This is a genomic window from Ruminiclostridium papyrosolvens C7, assembly GCF_000421965.1.
In the GTDB taxonomy this organism is placed as follows: Bacteria; Bacillota; Clostridia; order Acetivibrionales; family DSM-1351; genus Ruminiclostridium; species Ruminiclostridium papyrosolvens_A.
Genome location: NZ_ATAY01000031.1, coordinates 73368 through 93480, shown reverse-complemented (window position 1 = coordinate 93480; position 20113 = coordinate 73368). Strand labels below are relative to the sequence as shown.

At 34.2% G+C, this 20113-nt stretch carries 21 protein-coding genes; 16 read left to right on the top strand and 5 right to left on the bottom strand.

Features of this window, described 5'->3' with window-relative positions; translation table 11 throughout:
- Positions 1-67 precede the first annotated feature (67 nt).
- From L323_RS30755 to L323_RS30745, 3 genes are all read left to right on the top strand, one after another.
- On the top strand, positions 68-1000 hold the full coding sequence (locus L323_RS30755) for a helix-turn-helix domain-containing protein (RefSeq protein ID WP_020815504.1): 933 nt from the start codon (positions 68-70) through the stop codon (positions 998-1000).
- A 138-nt stretch (positions 1001-1138) separates the two neighbouring features.
- Positions 1139-2452 (top strand): hypothetical protein, encoded by a 1314-nt coding sequence (locus L323_RS30750; protein ID WP_020815503.1) that lies wholly within the window; start codon positions 1139-1141, stop codon positions 2450-2452.
- Positions 2453-2473: 21 nt separating this feature from the next.
- Positions 2474-3835, top strand: a complete 1362-nt coding sequence (locus L323_RS30745; protein ID WP_020815502.1) for a hypothetical protein — start codon at positions 2474-2476, stop codon at positions 3833-3835.
- A 376-nt stretch (positions 3836-4211) separates the two neighbouring features.
- Here L323_RS30745 and L323_RS40570 read toward each other — a convergent pair whose 3' ends face one another.
- The 5 genes from L323_RS40570 to L323_RS30720 all read right to left on the bottom strand — a co-directional run bounded on the left by L323_RS40570 (position 4212) and on the right by L323_RS30720 (position 7859).
- On the bottom strand, positions 4212-4775 hold the full coding sequence (locus tag L323_RS40570) for an HNH endonuclease (protein WP_020815501.1): 564 nt from the start codon (positions 4773-4775) through the stop codon (positions 4212-4214).
- Entirely contained in the window at positions 4756-5946 is a 1191-nt protein-coding gene (locus L323_RS30735) for a hypothetical protein (protein ID WP_020815500.1), read from the bottom strand. The genes L323_RS40570 and L323_RS30735 overlap by 20 nt, the downstream gene beginning before the upstream one ends.
- 231 nt (positions 5947-6177) lie before the next feature.
- On the bottom strand, positions 6178-6552 hold the full coding sequence (locus tag L323_RS30730) for a hypothetical protein (RefSeq protein WP_020815499.1): 375 nt from the start codon (positions 6550-6552) through the stop codon (positions 6178-6180).
- Positions 6553-6669: 117 nt separating this feature from the next.
- Complete coding sequence (locus L323_RS30725; protein ID WP_020815498.1) at positions 6670-7377, bottom strand: hypothetical protein; 708 nt, start codon at positions 7375-7377, stop codon at positions 6670-6672.
- A gap of 77 nt (positions 7378-7454) precedes the next feature.
- Positions 7455-7859, bottom strand: a complete 405-nt coding sequence (locus L323_RS30720; RefSeq protein WP_020815497.1) for a helix-turn-helix domain-containing protein — start codon at positions 7857-7859, stop codon at positions 7455-7457.
- A 170-nt stretch (positions 7860-8029) separates the two neighbouring features.
- Here L323_RS30720 and L323_RS30715 point away from each other — a divergent pair, with 170 nt between their 5' ends.
- The 13 genes from L323_RS30715 to L323_RS30650 all read left to right on the top strand — a co-directional run bounded on the left by L323_RS30715 (position 8030) and on the right by L323_RS30650 (position 20096).
- Positions 8030-8296, top strand: coding sequence for a helix-turn-helix domain-containing protein (locus tag L323_RS30715; RefSeq protein WP_020815496.1), 267 nt, complete (start codon positions 8030-8032; stop codon positions 8294-8296).
- 35 nt (positions 8297-8331) lie between these two features.
- Positions 8332-8541 (top strand): hypothetical protein, encoded by a 210-nt coding sequence (locus tag L323_RS30710; protein WP_020815495.1) that lies wholly within the window; start codon positions 8332-8334, stop codon positions 8539-8541.
- A 541-nt stretch (positions 8542-9082) separates the two neighbouring features.
- Positions 9083-9529, top strand: a complete 447-nt coding sequence (locus L323_RS30705; protein ID WP_020815494.1) for a DUF5348 domain-containing protein — start codon at positions 9083-9085, stop codon at positions 9527-9529.
- A gap of 378 nt (positions 9530-9907) precedes the next feature.
- Complete coding sequence (locus L323_RS30695; RefSeq protein WP_020815492.1) at positions 9908-10699, top strand: ParA family protein; 792 nt, start codon at positions 9908-9910, stop codon at positions 10697-10699.
- Positions 10692-11564 carry a ParB/RepB/Spo0J family partition protein gene (locus L323_RS30690; RefSeq protein ID WP_020815491.1) on the top strand — a complete coding sequence of 291 codons (873 nt, stop codon included), beginning with the start codon at positions 10692-10694 and terminating at the stop codon, positions 11562-11564. The genes L323_RS30695 and L323_RS30690 overlap by 8 nt, the downstream gene beginning before the upstream one ends.
- Before the next feature lie 30 nt (positions 11565-11594).
- Positions 11595-12596 (top strand): metal-dependent hydrolase, encoded by a 1002-nt coding sequence (locus tag L323_RS30685; protein WP_020815490.1) that lies wholly within the window; start codon positions 11595-11597, stop codon positions 12594-12596.
- A gap of 437 nt (positions 12597-13033) precedes the next feature.
- Positions 13034-13237: a DUF3173 domain-containing protein gene (locus L323_RS30680; RefSeq protein ID WP_004621635.1), complete on the top strand. Its 204-nt coding sequence runs from the start codon at positions 13034-13036 to the stop codon at positions 13235-13237.
- A complete protein-coding gene (locus L323_RS30675) occupies positions 13237-14478 on the top strand; it encodes a tyrosine-type recombinase/integrase (protein ID WP_020815489.1) in 1242 nt (413 codons plus the stop codon). The genes L323_RS30680 and L323_RS30675 overlap by 1 nt, the downstream gene beginning before the upstream one ends.
- Positions 14479-14800: 322 nt before the next feature.
- Positions 14801-15892, top strand: coding sequence for a DUF4062 domain-containing protein (locus L323_RS30670; RefSeq protein ID WP_020815488.1), 1092 nt, complete (start codon positions 14801-14803; stop codon positions 15890-15892).
- 228 nt (positions 15893-16120) lie between these two features.
- The gene (locus L323_RS30665) at positions 16121-16870 is read left to right on the top strand and encodes a hypothetical protein (RefSeq protein WP_020815487.1); all 750 of its coding nucleotides are present in this window, start codon (positions 16121-16123) and stop codon (positions 16868-16870) included.
- 1246 nt (positions 16871-18116) lie between these two features.
- Positions 18117-18368 carry an acyl carrier protein gene (locus L323_RS30660; RefSeq protein WP_020815485.1) on the top strand — a complete coding sequence of 84 codons (252 nt, stop codon included), beginning with the start codon at positions 18117-18119 and terminating at the stop codon, positions 18366-18368.
- A gap of 30 nt (positions 18369-18398) precedes the next feature.
- Complete coding sequence (locus L323_RS30655; RefSeq protein WP_020815484.1) at positions 18399-19538, top strand: acyl-CoA dehydrogenase family protein; 1140 nt, start codon at positions 18399-18401, stop codon at positions 19536-19538.
- Between the two features lie 12 nt (positions 19539-19550).
- Positions 19551-20096: an HAD-IIIC family phosphatase gene (locus L323_RS30650; protein ID WP_020815483.1), complete on the top strand. Its 546-nt coding sequence runs from the start codon at positions 19551-19553 to the stop codon at positions 20094-20096.
- Positions 20097-20113: the final 17 nt, after the last annotated feature.

Here is a 20113-nt window from a genome sequence, read left to right as displayed (position 1 = left end):
AAATCTGAAACAGCCTGAAAACGGGCTGTTTTTTGTTGTGCGTATAAATATAAACTGGAGGATAATTATGGATAATTTTAGAGATATACTTATAACCGAAGGCGTAAATTCAAAGGGTTTCGGCACGATTTCAAAACTTGTAATGCTGGACAGAAAACTGACAATACAAGCAAAAGCAATATATGCATATTTTTGCAGCTATGCAGGTGGAGGATCACAGCCGTTTCCGTCCGTTGAAAGAATTCTAGGAGATCTGGATATAAGTGAAGATACATATTACAAGCACCTCCGGTTTTTAAAGGCATATGGCTACATAATTGTAGAACAGCGTAAAAATGGCAAGGGTACGTTTTTGAGCAACATATACACCCTCACAAGTCATCCGGTAGCTAATCCGGAGATGGTAGAACAACTTGAGAAAAAGAAAAGCAGCAAAAAACATAAAAATGTGGTAACTGAACATGACAAAGAACCGTCCCCTAAAAATCAGGGTACGGGGAAGGAGGAGCCGTCCCCTAAATTTCCGTGCACGGATTTACCGTGCACGGAAAAATCGGGTACTAATATAAACAAGTCTTTTTATAATATAAACAATTCTTTTATAACAACAACAGAAAATAATTCAAAAACAGATGTTGTTGTTGATGACAGTATAGATATTAATAATCTCAAAAAGGAAGTTGACTCAACAACCGGAGGTAATGTGAATCTCAAGGTACTTCACAAGCTTCTGAACAAGCAGGGTATTGAAAAGATTCAGTACTGTTTGCAAAATTGGGCCGGTATTGTCGGCTCACAGAAGATAGGTAGTGTTGAAAGCTTTTTCGTTACGGCAGTAGAACAAGGGTACATGGTTCAGACACAGGGAAGATCAGGTAAGTCTGCCACAGAGAAAAGCAACAGGAGTAACTTTGAGCAAAGGGACTATCCGGAGGAATACTTTGACAGTTTTTTCAGTAATGTGAGCACGTGTTCCGGGAGTGAAAGGCATGGGGAGTAGTAACCGATATTAGCAATTTATCTAATTTATTTCAACCTTTAAAAAGCTAAAGCATATATAAAAATAATAATAATTATTGTATAATATTGTAAATAAGGTAATAAATTGCTTTTAAGCTTTTGTATTGGAGGAATAATAATGGCAAATGAGGATAACATTAAATCTGGGTACTGGGCAATTGCAGCTCACAAGCATATAAAAGGATTTACAACAGATAGTTCAAACCTAGATGAGATCGATAATTTGAGTACTGCTGGCAAATCTGGCCGTTTTTTAGGAGTTATAAGAGGTAATCGTGAGATAAATAAAATAAAAAAACTTGAGAAAATGGCCGGATCGGTGGGAATTCAGAAAAATGAATTACATCTAGTAATATTACCCAAACTGGAGGAGGCATCTGACCAAAAGGTAGAAATTATTAGAGATACTTCTGGGTATATTACTGGAATATCAGAGTATATATTTTCAAACCAAGATGTATTAGAAATTGCTGGACAAGTCTTTGAGAACCAGGATCCTTCGGATCTGGAGAGAATTGCAATTAACACTATGGATGAAACCAAAAAGATACCTTATCTCCAGAACGACTTGATACAACTTTTAGTAAAACAAGGGTATGCAGAACGCGATATAGAATTAGCTCTGGCATTACAGACTCAGTTTAAATTAATACAAAAATTAAGTAAATCCCAAAGTAAGGATGCTATTATTAGCAACGAGTATGTTTGGGGGCCTAATCATCAAAAAATAGCGATGGCTGTGTCTAGTCTTGAGTTAGGTAAAAAGCAGAGTCTTAAAGAAGTAGTTGAGATAGTTAGGGAAACTCAGGGATTTCCGATTGAAAAATTACCCCCATTAGACGAGTCATTACTAGTACTGGCAAAAAAGACCGGAATGATAAACCCGATAACAATAATTTCAAGCAGAGGAATTCAAAAAGAATTTGTTTTTAGTCCGAATATGCTTGAACCATTAACATATAATGATGATATCCTTGATGATGTTAAACTTTTATTAGCTTCAATAAGATTTGGAGAGAATTACACTCCATATTCAAAGATAACTGATGCAGTAAAGTTTTTAAATATACTCATTCGTAATGGGGAGATTGGTCCTCATGATGCTAATGCGACGGATTACACATTACTCGAGAAGAAGGGTATAGTAAAAGTTGTACATAAATCAGTATGGAATAGTTACCTGGGTAGATACAGGACGGGATATTTCTTGGAACTTGTACGAAAGGATGTTGCATTAGAAGCACTAAAAGTTATTGAGAATGCAGGTTATAATATTAAAGTTGATACTGAAGTTGAAGATTTTAGCTCAGTACTTGATACGGGTACATTTATAACTGCTGAGGAAACACGAATAAAGTTAGGTGAGTCTCCTGAACATATTAAAGAAGCAGAAGATTATTTGAGTAGGGTTTTACGAGATGAACTATTATAATAGAAGTAGGAGGTGTGATAAATGACAAATGAAAATACTGAAGGCAAAGATAATTTACAACTAGATTTAATTGAACATACCAATAACACTAATGAGGTAAAAGCAGATGAAGTAAGAAATATTATGCATTCAGAAGTAGTTACTTTAACTAAAAAAGTACCTGAGGGAAGTAAGGTAAAAACCTCAGGACAAATACCTCTAAATAAAAAACATCAGAACAGTAAAGTGAAAAATTATAAAAATAAAAATATAAATATAAATAATCTGCAAGTGAGTAGTGGTAGCCTACTTGAGTATCGTATAAAGAGATTGTTGTTTGCTATGGGGTACTATTCTAAAGTAGGCATACTTATTAAAACTACACAAGATGATCTAGCGGATACAATAACCGATTTAGATGTATTTGGGACGTATATACATAAAGATTTTACAAGTAGAACAATTTGGGCAGATTGCAAGTCTGGACAGGCAAGGCCTCTTGAAAGAATTTCTTGGATTAAAGGGGTTATGAATACTATTAATGTTGATAGTGTTATCTTTGTGAAGGGTGGAGTAAGGAACTCAACAAAACAATATGCAAGGAAATCAGGAATTCAAGTATTAGATTTACAGTCGATAGAGAAACTTGAATCAGATTATGCTATTAAGCCTAATGATTGGAGGGGTTCATGGAATCCCAATACTCAGGGTAATAAATTAATATTATTCCAAAAATTGAATGCACCATCAAATGAGCCATTTAGGAAAATAGCTGATTTTATTGGATGTGATTACTGGACATATGATAATTATACTAGAATTAAAAAGACATTAACTGCAATAAGGCAACTTGCACAAGTAACAGATATCTCTTTTACAAAAGAACAGACTACTAATTTAAAATGGGCGATTTATGAATTAGTAAGCTTGTTTGTCCATGCACTATTAAATATATGCAAAGAACTATATTATTTTCCTGATGAAGAAAAAAAGTCTACAGTTTATGACGGATTAATATCCAGTGAGATTTCAGCCAAAAAGAGAGAAGAAATTATAGAGGCAGTATTTAAAACAGCATATAGTATCGTTCAAAAACAAATACCTGACTTTAAACCGCCAGAGCAGAATCCCAAATTCAACTTGAATCCACCAAGCTACTTTGAGGCGTTTTATGATTTAGTTTTGAGGATTACGAACAATCCATTAGGGTACTATGATATTTTAAGGTTTTTTGACTTTGTTTTAATGGAATATGATTTACAAGAAAAGAAAATTATAGATTCGGAATTACTGAAAATCTTTAATAACTGTGATGATATTATTACTGGAACGAAGACAATACTTCATTTCCTATGCCAAATAACAGGAATAAACAGGGGGTACTTTCAGATTATTAGCCAATAATAAATTTATTAACGACAAAAACTAATGTATGATACTAGGCGATTGTATTGGTTTTTGTGTACAAAGCAATTTTGGGATCGTCCCTTTATGGGATACCTTGGGGCTGGTGCATATTTAGACATATCTGGACAACCTTGTCGTACAACTTGATTTTATCCCAGCACTATAAAACGATTGATGTTCTGTTATATCCGATTCGGCTATTTCCAATATGTCACTGTTTTCTTGAAGGGTATGGGGTACAGACAGGTTTTTTAATTATCTCAATAAACAAAGAGACAACAATCGCATATTTTTGTAGGATTGTCTCTTTGTTTATATATTCACCTGCTATAATTCAGTCTTCTAACGATGTAAAAAGCAAGGTTTTTTATGCTTAAATGTCTTTTTCTGAAATGTTCTGGTCGTGAAAAAACGCTTTTTTATATTGTATTATGAATTCTTGTGTTTCAATTTTAATGCTCCGTTTATCGTTAATTAATTCTCCAACAAAACAGAACTTACTTGCATAATGCAACATCCTGTGGTGATTTGCACAAAGAATTAAAACATTTTCGGGTGATTGAGAGCCTCCATTAGATAACATATTAATATGATGAGCTTCACAATAATAATTGCCATTATCAATAAGAAAACTTTCTCCACATAATTGGCATTTATAATTATATTCTAACTTAAGTCTATTTACTATTTTTTGATATCTCCTAATTCTATCATAAAGTACTTCCTGAGTTTCGCTTTCTGGTATATCTAAGCCACCATATATATCATCAAGAAAGTCTTTTTTTATTTGGGTATCAATCTCTTCCTCATTATTTTGCAAATTATTACTATGGCTATCCGGCCTACTTTCACTTGCAAGGGTTAACACGCCATTATAATTTATATATAGACTTAACTCATCTTCTAATTCAAATGTTTTATAAGCGGAACTTTCCATTATTTCCTTTGCACCCCTTACAAGCTATATATTTTTTCCCGTCTTTTTCAAACTGGACTAAAATCCATTCCTCACTAATCGCATTTTTTTCTCTTCCGCAAAAAGGACACCTTATATAATCGCTTTGCTTTTCAGCTACTTTCTTTGGAATAATTTCATCTTCTTGCTTAAGAAATTGAATTAATCTATCGGCTCCCCCACTGAGGTTACTAACAAATAACTCTTGGCATTTATCTGTGGTCCTTCCACTTAAATTAGATACAATAGACATATCTATTCTTTTGTCAAGCATTTCTAAAATCCGCTTTGAGGCATATAAATCTGATGCAACACCACCCGTGCAATCTTTCATTATTTTAAAAAGTCTTGTACAATCTACATGCTCTTCATTTCGAGAAATAAATGTGTATTGTTCTCCATCAGCCTTAATAAATAGTGTACTCTTCTGTTTAGAATGTATGTTTAAGACTTGCTCTCTAATCTTTATGTATTCTTGTAATAAATTGGTTAATTGGTCGTCAAGCGGTAGTTCAAACCCATTTACATGGAGGATTTTATAATTCAAATCTAAATCCTTTAACTCTAAATAGGCTATATTTCTATTTGCGAGTGCATATTTCATAACTAATTTAGTTGCTATGCTTGATACAAAACGATTATAGGATTTAATGTAAACCTTTTTCTTTGAATATTTTTTATCATAAAATTTATTGATTTCATCATAAATATCCTCTATGCTTAGCGTTTTTAGAAAGTTATCAATATAGTAATTTAATACTTCATATTGCTCACTTGTGGCAACATCCTTACTTTTAGTTTCATTCAATTTGGATATTATATACTTTGTTTTTAGGAGGAAACTTTTATATAGTTCTTTGTTAACAAATATTTCATTTTTTATATTATAATCATTAGATAACATATCAAAAAAAGTTGTAATATTAGTAATGTAATTCTCAGCTGTTTGTTGGGATGTAATATGGTTTTTTGCTATATAATATTCAAAACTCTCTATCAAATGCTCTTCGTCAAAAATAGTAAATAATTCACTATCAAATTCCTCGTCATCGTATGCTAAACCGCCAAATCTTTCAAACAAAAATTCAAAAAACACTTTTTCCTTAGCATTTTGGGGATTCTTTCTGTATTCTTTTAAACTAAACTCTGTCATTAAAAACACCTCACACAGAACTACTTTAAATCGATTCGTATCTATTTTTAGACGTTTGCTTTATGTTATTACAAAGAGTATATGCAGAAAAGTCAAATTATCTTAATTTCTTATAATTATTGTTTTCGGTAAAAAAGTAAAAGCGTGATTATATAAATTCATTATTTATGTATAAAAATTTATAGTATTCTTTGCACATAATAAATTAATTTCCAAGTAAACTGGATATTTCTATTTCTCCAACTGTAAATTATTCAAAGAATTATTTATTCCTTTTTTTATATCTGCCATTACTGCAGAGGATTCTTTAGTATGTAAAGTATTCGGATATGATAATTCAAACAATATTGATAAACCATTACTAAACCAAGAAGTATCTTTCCCGCAAGGAGGAATAGCATGTGTATATGAAAGATAATTAACAGCTCTTATAATAAAATCATCATCTGAACCAAATTCCTTTGCATAATCTAAGTAGCATTTTGATATCTTAAAAAATTCATTTGAAAGCAAATGGATATCAATATTATTAATATCATCTAAACAAAGAATAGTAAAAGCCATTTCATCACATAATCTTCTCAAACGAACAATATCAACACTCATACAATAAACTCCTCATTTACTCATTAATTGGCGGCTTAATACGTCATATTCTAAATACCCTTCCAACTAAATATAAAATAAACATGTGTCCAACTCGGACACATGTTTTGATACCGATTAATAATCTGTTGTTAATATTTTCAAATCCTTCAGACCGGGGTAAGAGCCATAGATACTATCCGAACCACTAACTGTTATTTTAATTTTAATTTGCAGGGCACCGATCACATTAAAGTTAACTGGAAACAAATCCATTCCCTTTTTCATTATGCCAGTGGAGTATAAAAGCTTATCATTTTCATCATAAAATGAAAATTGCATTTCTGGTGTGTCGCTCCCCCATTGACTAAGATGCCCAACATTACAAGACAGGCTTTTAGCTAGTCCGTTTAATGCATATACCAACGTATATGTACCATCTTGTTCGATTGGGTTATAATAGATATTGGTAGATGGAACTTTGCCACCTATTGTTTCAACTTTGATAAGTTCACCGGAATCAGCACTTATGTATGGTTTTTTTGCTAAATCAATCTCTCTGTATTCTTTTACTGCTGAACCGGTATTACTGATGTATACTTTATTATTTTTAAAGGTATACTTTTTGTTTAGAGTTCCAGCGATTGCCTTTGCAGGAACATATACTTCTCCATTATAAATAAATGGTTCTGGGGAAATTTTCTTTTCAACATTGTCAACTACTACTTTAATTCCCTGATAAATTACATCGATTTTTCTTTTGGTTGATGCACCAGATGTCATTAATGGAATTGATGAGACAATAACAATACCTGCTAAAATTTGAACTAGCATTCTTTTTTTCATAAATTTTCCTCCTAAGTGTATTTTTAAACGTGTGTCCAAGTTGAACACACGTTATTTCCTATACATATTAATATAAACTAAATTATTTTTTTGTTGATGCTACTTTCACTTTCCAAAGAAGCTGATTGTTCTTGGCTGGTTCTCAAAATTCCCTTAATTTCCCCTCTGATTTCTGCTTTTAACTCTGAGCTTAATTTTCTATATGAATTAAGCAGTTGTTTTTCATCATCTGGAATTTCAGGTTCTTCAAGTTTTTTTTGACTAAAGCTTTCATAGTTTCTAATATCGGATTGCCCTAAAAGAAAATCAGTTGAAACATTAAAAAACTTTGAAATAGAAATTAGAGTTTCAAAATCAGGTTCACGATTTCCATTTTCGTAATTCCTATATGTTGCAGGATTAATATTTAATTTATTTGCCAATTCCTTTTGATTTAAGTCAATATCATATCTTAGGTTTTTTAATATCTCATTAAATTTCATAGATAATCCTCCACATGTATTATTTTAACATTCATTCTTTTTGAATATTAAAAATCATTCAAAAAGAAACTCATATGAATTATATGGAAAATAATAGTTGACTAATAATTCGAAAAGAATTACAATATAAATAAATAATTCAAAATGAATTACAAGGAGAGCAACAGTTAATGACTAGAAACTGGCTAAGAGAGATAAGAAAGCAAAGCGGATATGATTCGTGTGAAAAACTAGCTAATCAACTAGGTATATCAGGCTCTCACTATACTAATATTGAAAATGGAAATAGAACACCTAAACCACATACCGCAAAATTAATTGCTAAATCATTAAATTTCAAAAAGTACGGCTACGATTGGACAAAGTTCTATTCTCTTACTGATCAAAAAGAAGGTAAAGAATTGGATAGTATACAGGAGACCGACAAAAGTAAGTAAAAGTATTTTGACTAAAAGTGAAGGGAGGTGGGGCTATGCAGCTTTATACTACCGCACACGTCATTCAGGTTTTCATTCTTGGTTTTATAGGTGGCTTCTTCATTGGAGGTTTGCTGGTATCCAGCATCAAGTTTAAAAAGGTTACTGATAGAAGAATTGTTATAAGACCCATACAACGAAAAATACCCAGTGTCGCAACCACTGAGTATCCGATAGTTTCTACAAAAAACTATAAAGTTGTTTAGGTGCCGTTCAAAGCAACCACTATATTTTCATTATAGGGCGTTTTCCTCCAAATTGCAATAGCAGTTTATGAAAACGAAGAAGGCGACAACCAACACACTGTTCACACACGTTGTGCTGCCGCCCACCCTATGATCCTTGACAACATAAATATGCTATCAAATATATTGTATAGGTGCTGAAAGTGTCAGTCAATACAATTGGAAATATTCGGTAGCGTATGGAGCTGGTTCTACAGCCGTTAAATCTGTGTTTTAGTGTAGAGAGTATTGCATAGATGTTCTTTTATTTACCTTATCAGCGATGCACACTAAATTAATCCGGTAATATACCGGGCATGGATTCCTGCTGAAAATACCGGAGGGAGCCAAGAGGTTAAACCCCTGCGAGGAACTTGAAAATTAAAGTTTGAACCGGCAAGGTTTTATTGAGATAAAACTAATTATTTTTTGCAATAGATCATGTACTGGAATTGTTTGTTTTGGAATTCCAGTGCATGGATGTGCTGCACAAAAGATTATTATTAGAAAGGAAGGATTGAATATGAATAGTAATTATCTGAAGGCATTGGAACGATTGAAAAGTGCAAAGTCCGAAATTGAAAGCTTCTGGGAAGAAGGACAAAACGACAATAAAGGATTTGAGAACAAACAGGCATATCGAATACTTGAAAACGTTATAGAAAATATGGGCACAGCTGTATATAAGCTGAAAAGATATTCCATGCAAACTATTGAGGGTGAACTGCTTGAACATTCTCATCTGGATAAATTCGAATTAATAAGGAATGATAACGGAAAAGGCATTGGTTATTCGTTTAGTTGTGGGGACTATTTAGAGGTTTTCGACAATGAAAGCCGGGAATGGTATGCAGGAAGAGTGGAGCATACCACAAGGAGTGGCGTTACCGGCTACTACTTTTATTGCAATGAACTGGGGCATCCTTTTTTATACAGTGGCATGAAGGCAAGGGTTCGCAGGGATGAATAATTTCAGCTTTTATTATCAGTTGGTGTTCCTGGGCTGGTATTCAGTCAGGGGGTACATAAGACTCATAAATGATTTGGGTATATCACACACAATCAAAATGTTTCTAGTTCTATTTAGTATAACTGAGATTATTGGATTTGTTATCTTAAGTTTAATGACAGATAGCCTTTCGGATTCACTAAATGCATTAAAACACATTCCCTATGATTTTATTTTAGCAATAGTATATTTAGGGTATTTTGAGTATCCTGCATATTATAAAAATACAAATATGTATGTGTATTTAGCTCCGTTACTAGGCACTCTTTGCTTGATTGTAACAAAAAAGCTGAGAGGTAGGACACAGCAAAGGATTCTTTAAAAAGTGAGGTTATGAAAATGGGTAAAATAATTGCGATTGCAAACCAAAAGGGCGGGGTGGGAAAGACCACAACAGCATCCAATCTGGCAGACGGATTGGTTCAGAAGGGTAAAAAGGTTCTGAAGGTAGACATGGATCCTCAGGGCAATCTGACTATGAGCTCCGGAATAGATACGGAGATTAATGATCGGCAAGCCGGCTTGATTACCCTTTCGGAGGTAATGCTGGAAAAAATGAATAATGACAGGATCCCGGACAATCAGGAATTTATAATTAAGACTGAGCAGGCAGATATAATACCTGCAGACATGTCTTTGTCCGGAGTTGAACTTGCACTGGTAAATACTATGTCCCGCGAATATGTTCTCAAGGAGATCTTGGAAAGTATCAGGGATTTATATGACTATATCCTGGTTGATTGTTGTCCAAGCCTTGGAATGCTGACAGTTAACAGCTTGACTGCTGCTGATAGTGTAATAATACCTGTTCAGGCAGAATTCTTGAGTTTGAAGGGTTTAGAATTACTTGTCCAAACTATTGCCAGAATCAAGAGGCAGATTAACAAAGCCCTTGAAATTGAAGGAATTCTTATTACTATGTTTAACAGGCAGACAATTTTATCCCGTCAGATAAAGGAGATACTTGAGAAGAACTATGGTTGTAATATCAGAATTTTTCAAACACTAATACCCAAGTCGGTCAAGGTTGCAGAAGCACCGATTGAAGGAATGAGTGTCCTTCAGTATTCTCCCAATAATATAGTGGCCCATGCATACAGAGGGTTAACGGAGGAGATTTTGAATGTCTAGGTTTGATTTAGCTTCAAAGGTAAATGCAAACAAAGGATTAAATGATTTACTTGGTGTAAATCCTGAGTCTGAAATCCAGTTCCTGGAACCTACTACTTTAAATGACTTTCCCGAACATCCTTTCAAGCCCCACAGGGGGGACAAATTTAAAAAACTGGTTGAAAGTATTAGGCTACTTGGCATTATTAGCCCCCTGATTATCAGAAAAGAGGGGCTGCAGACGCTATCAGGACATAATAGAAGGAATGGAGCAATTGAAGCCGGATTGAATAAGGTGCCATGTATTGTGAGGGATATCGATTACGACACTGCTTCTATAATTGTCGTAGACAGCAATTTTCAGCAAAGGGATGACCTGTTGATTAGTGAAAAAGCCTATGGATATAAAATGAAGCTGGAGGCCATGCAGCGTAAGGGTAAGCATGATGATTCGATAGGCTTGAAGAGCAGGGATATTGTTGGCCAGGAATATGGTGATTCAGGTTCACAGGTACAGAGATACCTGAGGATGACATACCTTATAGAGACTTTATTAAATATGGTAGATGAAAACAAAATAGCATTTAATATTGCTGTTGAGATCAGCTACTTGAATAAGGCAGAACAAGAGCTGCTTGCTACATTTCTAAATGACAACGACATAAATATCAAGATGTCACAGGCAGCGGAAATGAAGTATTATAGCAAAAATAAAAAGCTTGATCTTATCCAGATAAAAAACATACTTATTTCAGCTCCAACTAGCAAGACTACATATTTTAAACTACCGGCAAATAATTTTTCAAAGTATTTTGAGAAGGATGCAAATGAAAAACAAGTTCTGGATGTTATAGAAAAGGCCCTGAAGCAGTATTTTGGCAAATAAATAAAATACAACCTGAGAGGAAGATACACAATGACTGGAAAAACCCACTACCGACTTGGTATTATGTATTATCTGGTTTTCTCCATCCTTCCGTTTATGGCCTCCATGCCGATAATCAAGGGAAACAGTAAAATTTCGCTGGCCGCTATCGGAGCTGCTGCTCTGGGAGCTCTAATAGTTGATTCTGATACCGAAAGAAGTATGATCAACCAATCTAATCCTGTAACTTTTGGAGTAACAAAAATAACTTCTTCCCTTGAAAGAATACTGAACAGATTACTGAGATTTATCATTGGTTTCTCGTCAGGTTATCTGATTTTGCATAATATACCGTGGATTATACAGAAGTTTGGAGCAATGGATCAAGTTTACTTTATTTCTTACCTCATAGCATTTACCTGCATTTTTGCAGGAATAGCTAGTGAAAGATTTATTAATAGGATTCCTGTGATTGCAATAATTTATAATACATGTTCAACTACTATCAATGTTATATTGTCAGTATTAAAAAGGTTTATAGTTCTTATAATATATGCTACATTCGGAATTGCATTGGTAATATATAATCTTCAGAACGGCAATCACGTAATGCTCTATATATTTGCCATAGTGATTTTGGGAACAGCAGTACTTCCGCACCGTACATTTCTTCACTCTATAGAAGGCTTTATTCTGTACTCGATCATTGCAGTATACATATCAGGTATCTTTGAAGCTCCTCAATTGGGTACTGCATTTATAGTAGGCTATTTTAGTCACATTTACCTGGCAGATGTTTTGACAAACACCGGAGTTCCTGTATCGGTAATCCCAACCATACTCAGAAAGATTGGAGTTCATAAAAGGCTCATGAAATTTTCTTTCTACAGAATCATATGCAAGGTTTTAGATGCCAGATTGTGTATCTCAGTTATGAGCACCGGCACAGCATCCGGTAATGTTTTTGAATATATATACTGCTCGCTGCTGTTCATTCTGACGGCGATCTTGGTTATAAGTCAGCAGGGCATATTGGCTTTTTCGCTCGTTTAGTAGAGGCATTTAGACACTTGTTTCGGTGGTAACCGTAGTTAAATACACTCTGGTCTGATTTACCACCTGTATCTGGTACAGGCCTACAAGCGAAATATAACGATTTTATCAATTTTTTTGCTGTTTTGGTTACCACAGATGGAATAAGAGAATAGAGGTAGGATTGAAGTGGTAACTTCAATCCTACTTCTATTCTCAAGGAGGAGATAAATAAATAGCGCAAAAGCTTATTTATTTATCTCCGCACAATCGGTCATCGTCAAAGACGCTGACCTCAAGACCGGGATGCGGAGCATCACGGTTCGGACATGCCGACAGGCATGGGCGACAATCTGGAGCCGGGCCGGACTTTCCGGAAAGGGGGAGGGGGGGAGCAATTCTCTAAAATTGGTTCATGAGAAAAGATGAGTACTAGTAAAAATAAAGGAGGTGTTTTGATGAGTACGACTATTTGCAAAGATGATTTAATTAAGCTGGGTTATAAAAATTATCAAGCAGTATCACTAATCAGACAAGCAAAAGCAATCATGGTTCAGAAAGGTTGTCCTTATTACAACAACAGAAGACTTGGCAGAGTTCCGAGAGATGTAGTCGAATCCATTTTAGGCGTTTCTCTCACATCAGAAGTGGGTAATTTCTAATGGAAAATAAAACACAACAAACAACAAAATATCCTGGTGTATACGTTGATGATAAGGGCAACTATTTTTATCAATCAGAATTTGGAATTGATAGAATCACAGGAAGGCGAATACGAAAAAAAGGAAGAAAAGACGCTAATGGCAAGCCTTTTTCTTCTGCATTCGAAGCTAACAAAGAGTTAACACGATTAAAGAGAGAATATCATAAGGTCAATAGTTATGGAAACTACAAAATGACTTATGAGCAATTTATGAGAACCGTGTATATGCCTTACTATCAGACTGATGTTGAAGGAAGTACATTTGCTTCTCGTGAATTTACATTTGAAATTTTACTTGATAGATTTGGCTCTATTCCCCTTCGCTCTATTTCAGTTGAGAACGTACAAAACTTTCGTACATGGTTATTATCAAGCCAAGAAAATGGTGGAACCGGATATTCTCAATCATATGCCAGCCTAATTTTTGGAGTCTTTAGAAAGAGTTTAGATAAGGCAGTTGAAATGCAATATCTGGAATACAATATTTCCAAAAAGGTTAAAGCAATATCAAAAGGAAAGGCTGTTATCCCATATTGGACGAAACAGGAATTTGAAAAAGTAATTAATCAGATTTATATAGGCGATTTCTATGAGCATTTGAATTTTGTAATGCTATGGATATATTATATGACTGGGATTCGAGTAAATGAAGGTACCGCTTTGTACTGGAATGATGTTGATCTAAGTAAAAAACGGTTACGAGTCCATCATATGCTAATTATTAAAACGCGAAATGACTGGAAAAGAAATTCGTATACTAAAACTGAAGATGGGAAAAGAATAATTGCCCTGGATGATGATACTATTAACATTTTAAAAGAATGGCGTAAACGACAATCAGAAATAGGCTTAGGTAATGAAAATGACTTTATTTTTAGTTATGATGGGTTGCCAATGATTAAATCAACAATAGCTCGGATCATTAGCCGATATGCAAAATTGGCAAATGTAAAGAAAATTCAAGCTAAAGGATTGCGCCATTCTCATGCTTCATATCTAATCAACGAGTTTAATGTTTCAGTTCTTGTTTTATCGCAACGTATGGGGCATTCAAGTCCTGAAATAACTTTAAAGCATTATGCTCATATGTGGAGTGGAGCTGATACTGCTATTGCCGAGTTAATGACTGGAAATGTAGATATCAAAACTGCTGAACAAACAAAAATCAACTTTAATGGGAATCAATCATTGAAAAAATAGTGTAACGAAATATTATCGAATGGAAAATGGTGTAGCGAACCATTTACAGTGAGAGGGGGTGTTATAGCCTTTTAGGCGTGGCTATATTAAAGAATTTCTTTCGATTTAATACTATCTTTACGCTTCTTCTATTGTCCGTCTTAACAGGGATATGTATAATTGTATTATACTGGTATTGTTTGTTGAGAAGTATTTCGCTAATACACAAACCAGTGGGTATTTTCACATAGTATTTTGTAAAAGGAATAGTTATGTGAAATGCGACCGTTTTACTACAACATAAAAGTTTTTGAACGTATAAATAAAAAAGGATGGATATATCATGGAAAAAAGATATCAAATTTTTATTAGTTCAACTTTTAGAGATTTACAAGAAGAAAGGCAAGCTGTTTTAAAATCTGTACTTGAATTAAATCATATGCCTGCTGGCATGGAACTTTTTCCAGCTACAGATGACTCGGCATGGCAATTGATAAAGGACGTAATAGATGCATCTGATTATTATGTTCTTATTATTGCAGGTCGCTATGGATCAGTAGATGAAAAAGGTATTGGATACACTGAGAAGGAGTATGAGTATGCATTAAAAACGAATAAACCAGTTATTCCTTTATTACATAAAAATCCGGATGAATTGTCGAGAGATAAGACCGAAATAAATGAGGTTGCATGGAATAAACTAAAAGAATTCCGAGAAAAAGTAGAAAAGAAACATACTTGTGTTTACTGGTCAAATGCAGATGAGTTAAAAGCTAAAGTTATTATTGGATTAACAGCGGCAGTAAAAAGATATCCTACTATTGGTTGGGTGAGAGCAGATAAGCTGCTGAATCAAGCATCAATGGAAGAACTTCTAAGATTAAAGTCTAGAGTGAGTGAATTAGAGAAAGAAATAAATGAATCAAATATGAGACCTCCAATAGGCTCTGAAGCTTTAATGCAAGATGATGAAAGAATAGATTTACACTGTAGCTTTCAATCTAGAATAAGAAAGCCTAGAGTAGGTTTTGTTGAAACAAATTATAATGGTACTTTTAGACCAAGTTGGAACCAAATATTTTCTGCTATTTCACCAAGTATGATAAGTGAAACTACAGAAGATAACCTTAGACATAGTTTTAAAGTTTGTTTTGAAGAAATTGCGAAGAAAGAATTTTTAAAAGAAGAAAAATTAAAAGATTCGCTGCTTTTTAACTTTAAGTTTAAAAACTCTGAAATTGATACTTGTATTATTCAATTTAGAGCTTTAGGACTAATTACAGAGAGTAAAAAACAAAGAAGTGTAAAAGATACATCAACATATTGGAAATTAACTTTACTTGGAGATAGCAAGATGGTTCAGTTAAGGGCAATTCGTAAAGAATCAAATGATGAAGTAATGCCAATATCAGCAGAGGAAGAAGGAAATTTATAAAAAGACATGCACTTCAGAGAACAAGTGCCTTTTCATTTTTTTTTGGATACAAGAGAGTGCTTTCTAGCCAAGTTAGACTATGATCAGCCAAACTCGCTCACCGAGTGCAAGCATTAGGGCTGCAGGCTCCGGGAGTGCTGGACGTTAGATGAAAGGTGATATAAACGGAATTACTACGTCGAATTGAGATATAACCTAATAAAACTATTAATGATAGGAGAAAAATTTATGTTATATGAAATATTTGATTATTATAAAAAAGATCTTCGAATATACAATTTAGTTATCAAACATTTTAAGTTCTGGTTTTACTGTTTAATAGTTTTACCACTTATATGTGGTTCAATTTACATATATATTTCATATTTTTATAAACTTAATTTTGAAATTGGGTTCTTTGCCTCAATACTATTGCCGTATCTTTTATTATTTATCATAGTTAATAAAAAAGCAAAAAAAACTGTTAAAAGAGTCTATAATGTAGAGGGAAAAGGGGTTTTATGGAATACAAATGACGTATTACGAGTTATAAGAAAACATGAAAAAGAGCTTTTAATAAATTATATACATAATATATGTGATGTTGTTAATGAAGATGATATAAAAGAATTATCGGATAGAGCTTTAGTGGAAGCTGATAATTTAAAAACTAAATTTCCTATAATTCCTTCTTTTTTTGCGGCCTTATTTATTTCTTTGTGGAATAATTTTTTAAGTTGGATATATAAATATGAAAATGTTAAAGATTTTGATTCTGCTTTAGAAATACTTATCTTTGCAACATTATTTATTTTCATGGTAATTGGAATATATATAATGTTTTCATCTCTATATGTTTCGATAAGAGAAGAATTAATTGATAGTGAGCATAGAAAAATGAAATCACTATCAAGGTTATTAAAAGAGATTTGTGATGATCAGAAAATAGAAAAAAGAAGAAGTAATAGTATTTCAACTTATAATAATTCTAAAATTTAGTTTAGTTGACACACCATCATCTAACAACACACTCCCGCAAGCTCTTCCACGGCACGTTATTATTTTGAGTGGAACAACATCGGAAAGTGTAAAAGCACAAATTCGATATACTCCCCAATTTGATATAATACCCACCATAAACCCCACCAAAAGAAGATGTTTTATTTGAAACCCCAGTATTTAAAGGGTTTGCGAAAGTATGGCTACGATTGAGTGGGAATAAACGCCGAGCGCTGCCAGAAGGCAGAAGAAGCGAAGGCGTTTATTGCGCAGCGCAAGGAGCAATGCGACCGGAAGGGGGCAGAGCGACTATGCAGCAAGCCGGGTACCTTTAGGGATGCCGAGCGCTGCCAGTTAGAATATAAGTATAATTTCACAAGAAAATAATGCGAAGTGTGTATGATGGTAACTAAAAAATTAGTACATTGTACACACTTTTTTGTCTTGATTAGTAAAATTTACGGAAGTAATATCGGTTTGTCAACTCTCATTTATCCGGTTACTGTAATAGTGCTTAATTGGGGCATTATCATAAAGACATCCTGCACAGCTCATACTTTGCCTAATGCGTTCCTGACAGCACAAACCTGATATCCTTATAGATTGAACACAAGTTTCGATATAAGTAAAAACCAAAGAATTTGTAAATATATCTGGCAGTGTTTTGTTGACACAAAGAATAAAGAGGATATAATGGTATTAACTGGCTTAATTTGTGTTGTGGCATCTTGTTTTCTCATCTGATATTAAGAATTAACGCTACAAGCATTTTTATTATTTCATCATATGTAATTAAATTAAATACATAAAAGGTCAGGAGGTCAATAATAGAAAACATGCCAATCAGGGTTATGTTTAACATTTTCCATTTATCAAAATTTCATCTATCATTCATACAACCAGCTGCTGCAATAGATAATATTATTGGAGCAGTATTTATTTCTACCGGAAAATCAACTAAATCAACTAATACTATTTGAATCGGATTTTAGCAGGATGGACAAAATGTTTCCGGCTATTATTACATCTAGCATTGATTCTCTTTGTGCTTATATTCAAGAAATGCTACAGGCACAATTTCGCTCAACATAGAGCCGTGGTTAGAGTTTCCTAAGGAAATAGTCAGGCAAATAGCTGCTGTAGAAAAATTAACTAATCGGCAGCGTCTATACTGATTATATAAAATAAAAAAAGAAAGGAAAAGTATAATGAATTTCCTTAGGTGTTCATTATACAAGAAAAATTAATGGAAGAAATAAAAATTAAAGTAAGGACTTTTCTTAATCGTTTTTTTAGAAAGCATGAATTAGATGATAATGATGACATATTTGCTCTTGGCTTTGTAAACTCTCTATTTGCGATGCAATTAGTAATGTTTTTGGAAAAGGAATTTGGGTTAAGAGTGGAAAACGAGGATCTTGATATAAATAATTTTAGGTCTATCCAGGCTATTGCCGATTTTGTCAGCAGTAAGCAAAATGGTTGTTATAAAGGATAGGAGCTAAATAATTTTTATGGGGGTAAAAGTATGAAAATTGAACTGACAAAAGATCAGTTGGACAATCAGGAGGCGTTTCACACTTTCGCAACTGAAGAAATTTTTCCCTATGCGGCAAAAAATGATCTGGAGGAGAGAACTCCGCCTGAACTGATTAAGAAATTGGCAGATAGAGGCTATTTAGGTTCTATGATACCAAAGGAGTATGGTGGTTTGGGTATGGATATGATTACTATAGGACTTCTGAATGAAGAAGTTGGCAGGGCGTGTTCATCCATCAGAGGTCTCCTGACAGTTCATGGAATGGTTGCTTTAGCTATTCTGCGGTGGGGGACAAACGAACAAAGGGAAAAATGGCTACCGAAGATGGCTTCAGGTGAGGTTATCGGAGCTTTCGGGCTGACTGAGCCAAATGTGGGAAGTGATGCCAAAAGTGTTGAGACAACTGCGGTTTGTGAGGATGGCAAATACATATTAAACGGACGTAAGAAATGGACGACAATGGGACAGGTCGCAGATATTTTCCTCATTTTTGCCAAATGTGAAGACAAGGCTACAGCCTTTATAGTAGAGAGAACACGCCCTGGTTTTTCAACGAACCCTATCACAGGTTTAATTGGTTGCCGTGCTTCGATGATAGCTGAGCTTTTTATGGAAAAATGCAGTATACCCGAAGCAAATATTGTGGGGAAAATAGGTACTGGTCTATCCCATGTTGCATTGAATAGTTTGGATTATGGAAGGTATACAGTTGCTTGGGGTTGTGTAGGACTTGGGCATGCATGCCTTGAAGAGTCCTTGGAATACTCTAGAAAAAGAAAACAGTTTGGAGCTCCTTTACGTCAGAATCAACTGATACAGCAACTGATAACCGAAATGGTTGTCGACATAAAAGCTGCAAGACTGTTGTGTCTTAATGCTGGCTACTTAAAAGATGTAGGAGACCCTGACTCTATTATGGAGACATGGAATGCAAAATATTTTGCTTCAAAAATGGTAAATAAGGTCTCAAACGATGCAGTGCAAATTCACGGTGCAAATGGCTGCTCCCGTGAATATCCTGTTGAGAGATATTACAGAGATGCAAGGATAAATGAGATTATCGAGGGCACAACTCAGATGCACGAAGTACTGATTGCCACCCATGCCTTTAGAAATACCAAGGTTTAGGGGGAGGGTTATATGGCCGAGGGTGAAACAGAAGTAAAGAAAATAAAATGTGTTGTCTGGGACTTGGATAATACACTGTGGGACGGAGTATTACTTGAGGATGAAAATGTGACATTGCATGAAGATTTTGTTCAATTAATAAAAGTAATGGACAGCAGAGGAATACTACAGTCTGTTGCGAGTAAAAATGAATATAACGTCGCAATGAAAAAGCTCGAGGAATTTGGTTTGGCGGAATATTTTCTATATCCCCAAATAGGTTGGAATACAAAATCTTCATTTATACAGAACATCGCGAAGTCAATAAATATAGGAATAGACACCATTGCCTTCGTCGATGACCAGGAGTTTGAAAGGGATGAAGTAAGGCATATGTTTCCTCAAGTACTGTGTATTGATGCTGAGTTTAATTCCACTGACCGAAACAGAATAATGTATGTAACATATAAATTTGCTGGATTTAAGGAGATTCAGGAAAAAGGCAGCTTTGTAGTTTTTGAGAATGACCTTTCAAATATAAATGCAATGCCGGACTATATAAAGCTCAATCTTACTTAATATGACACGAGAGGGGC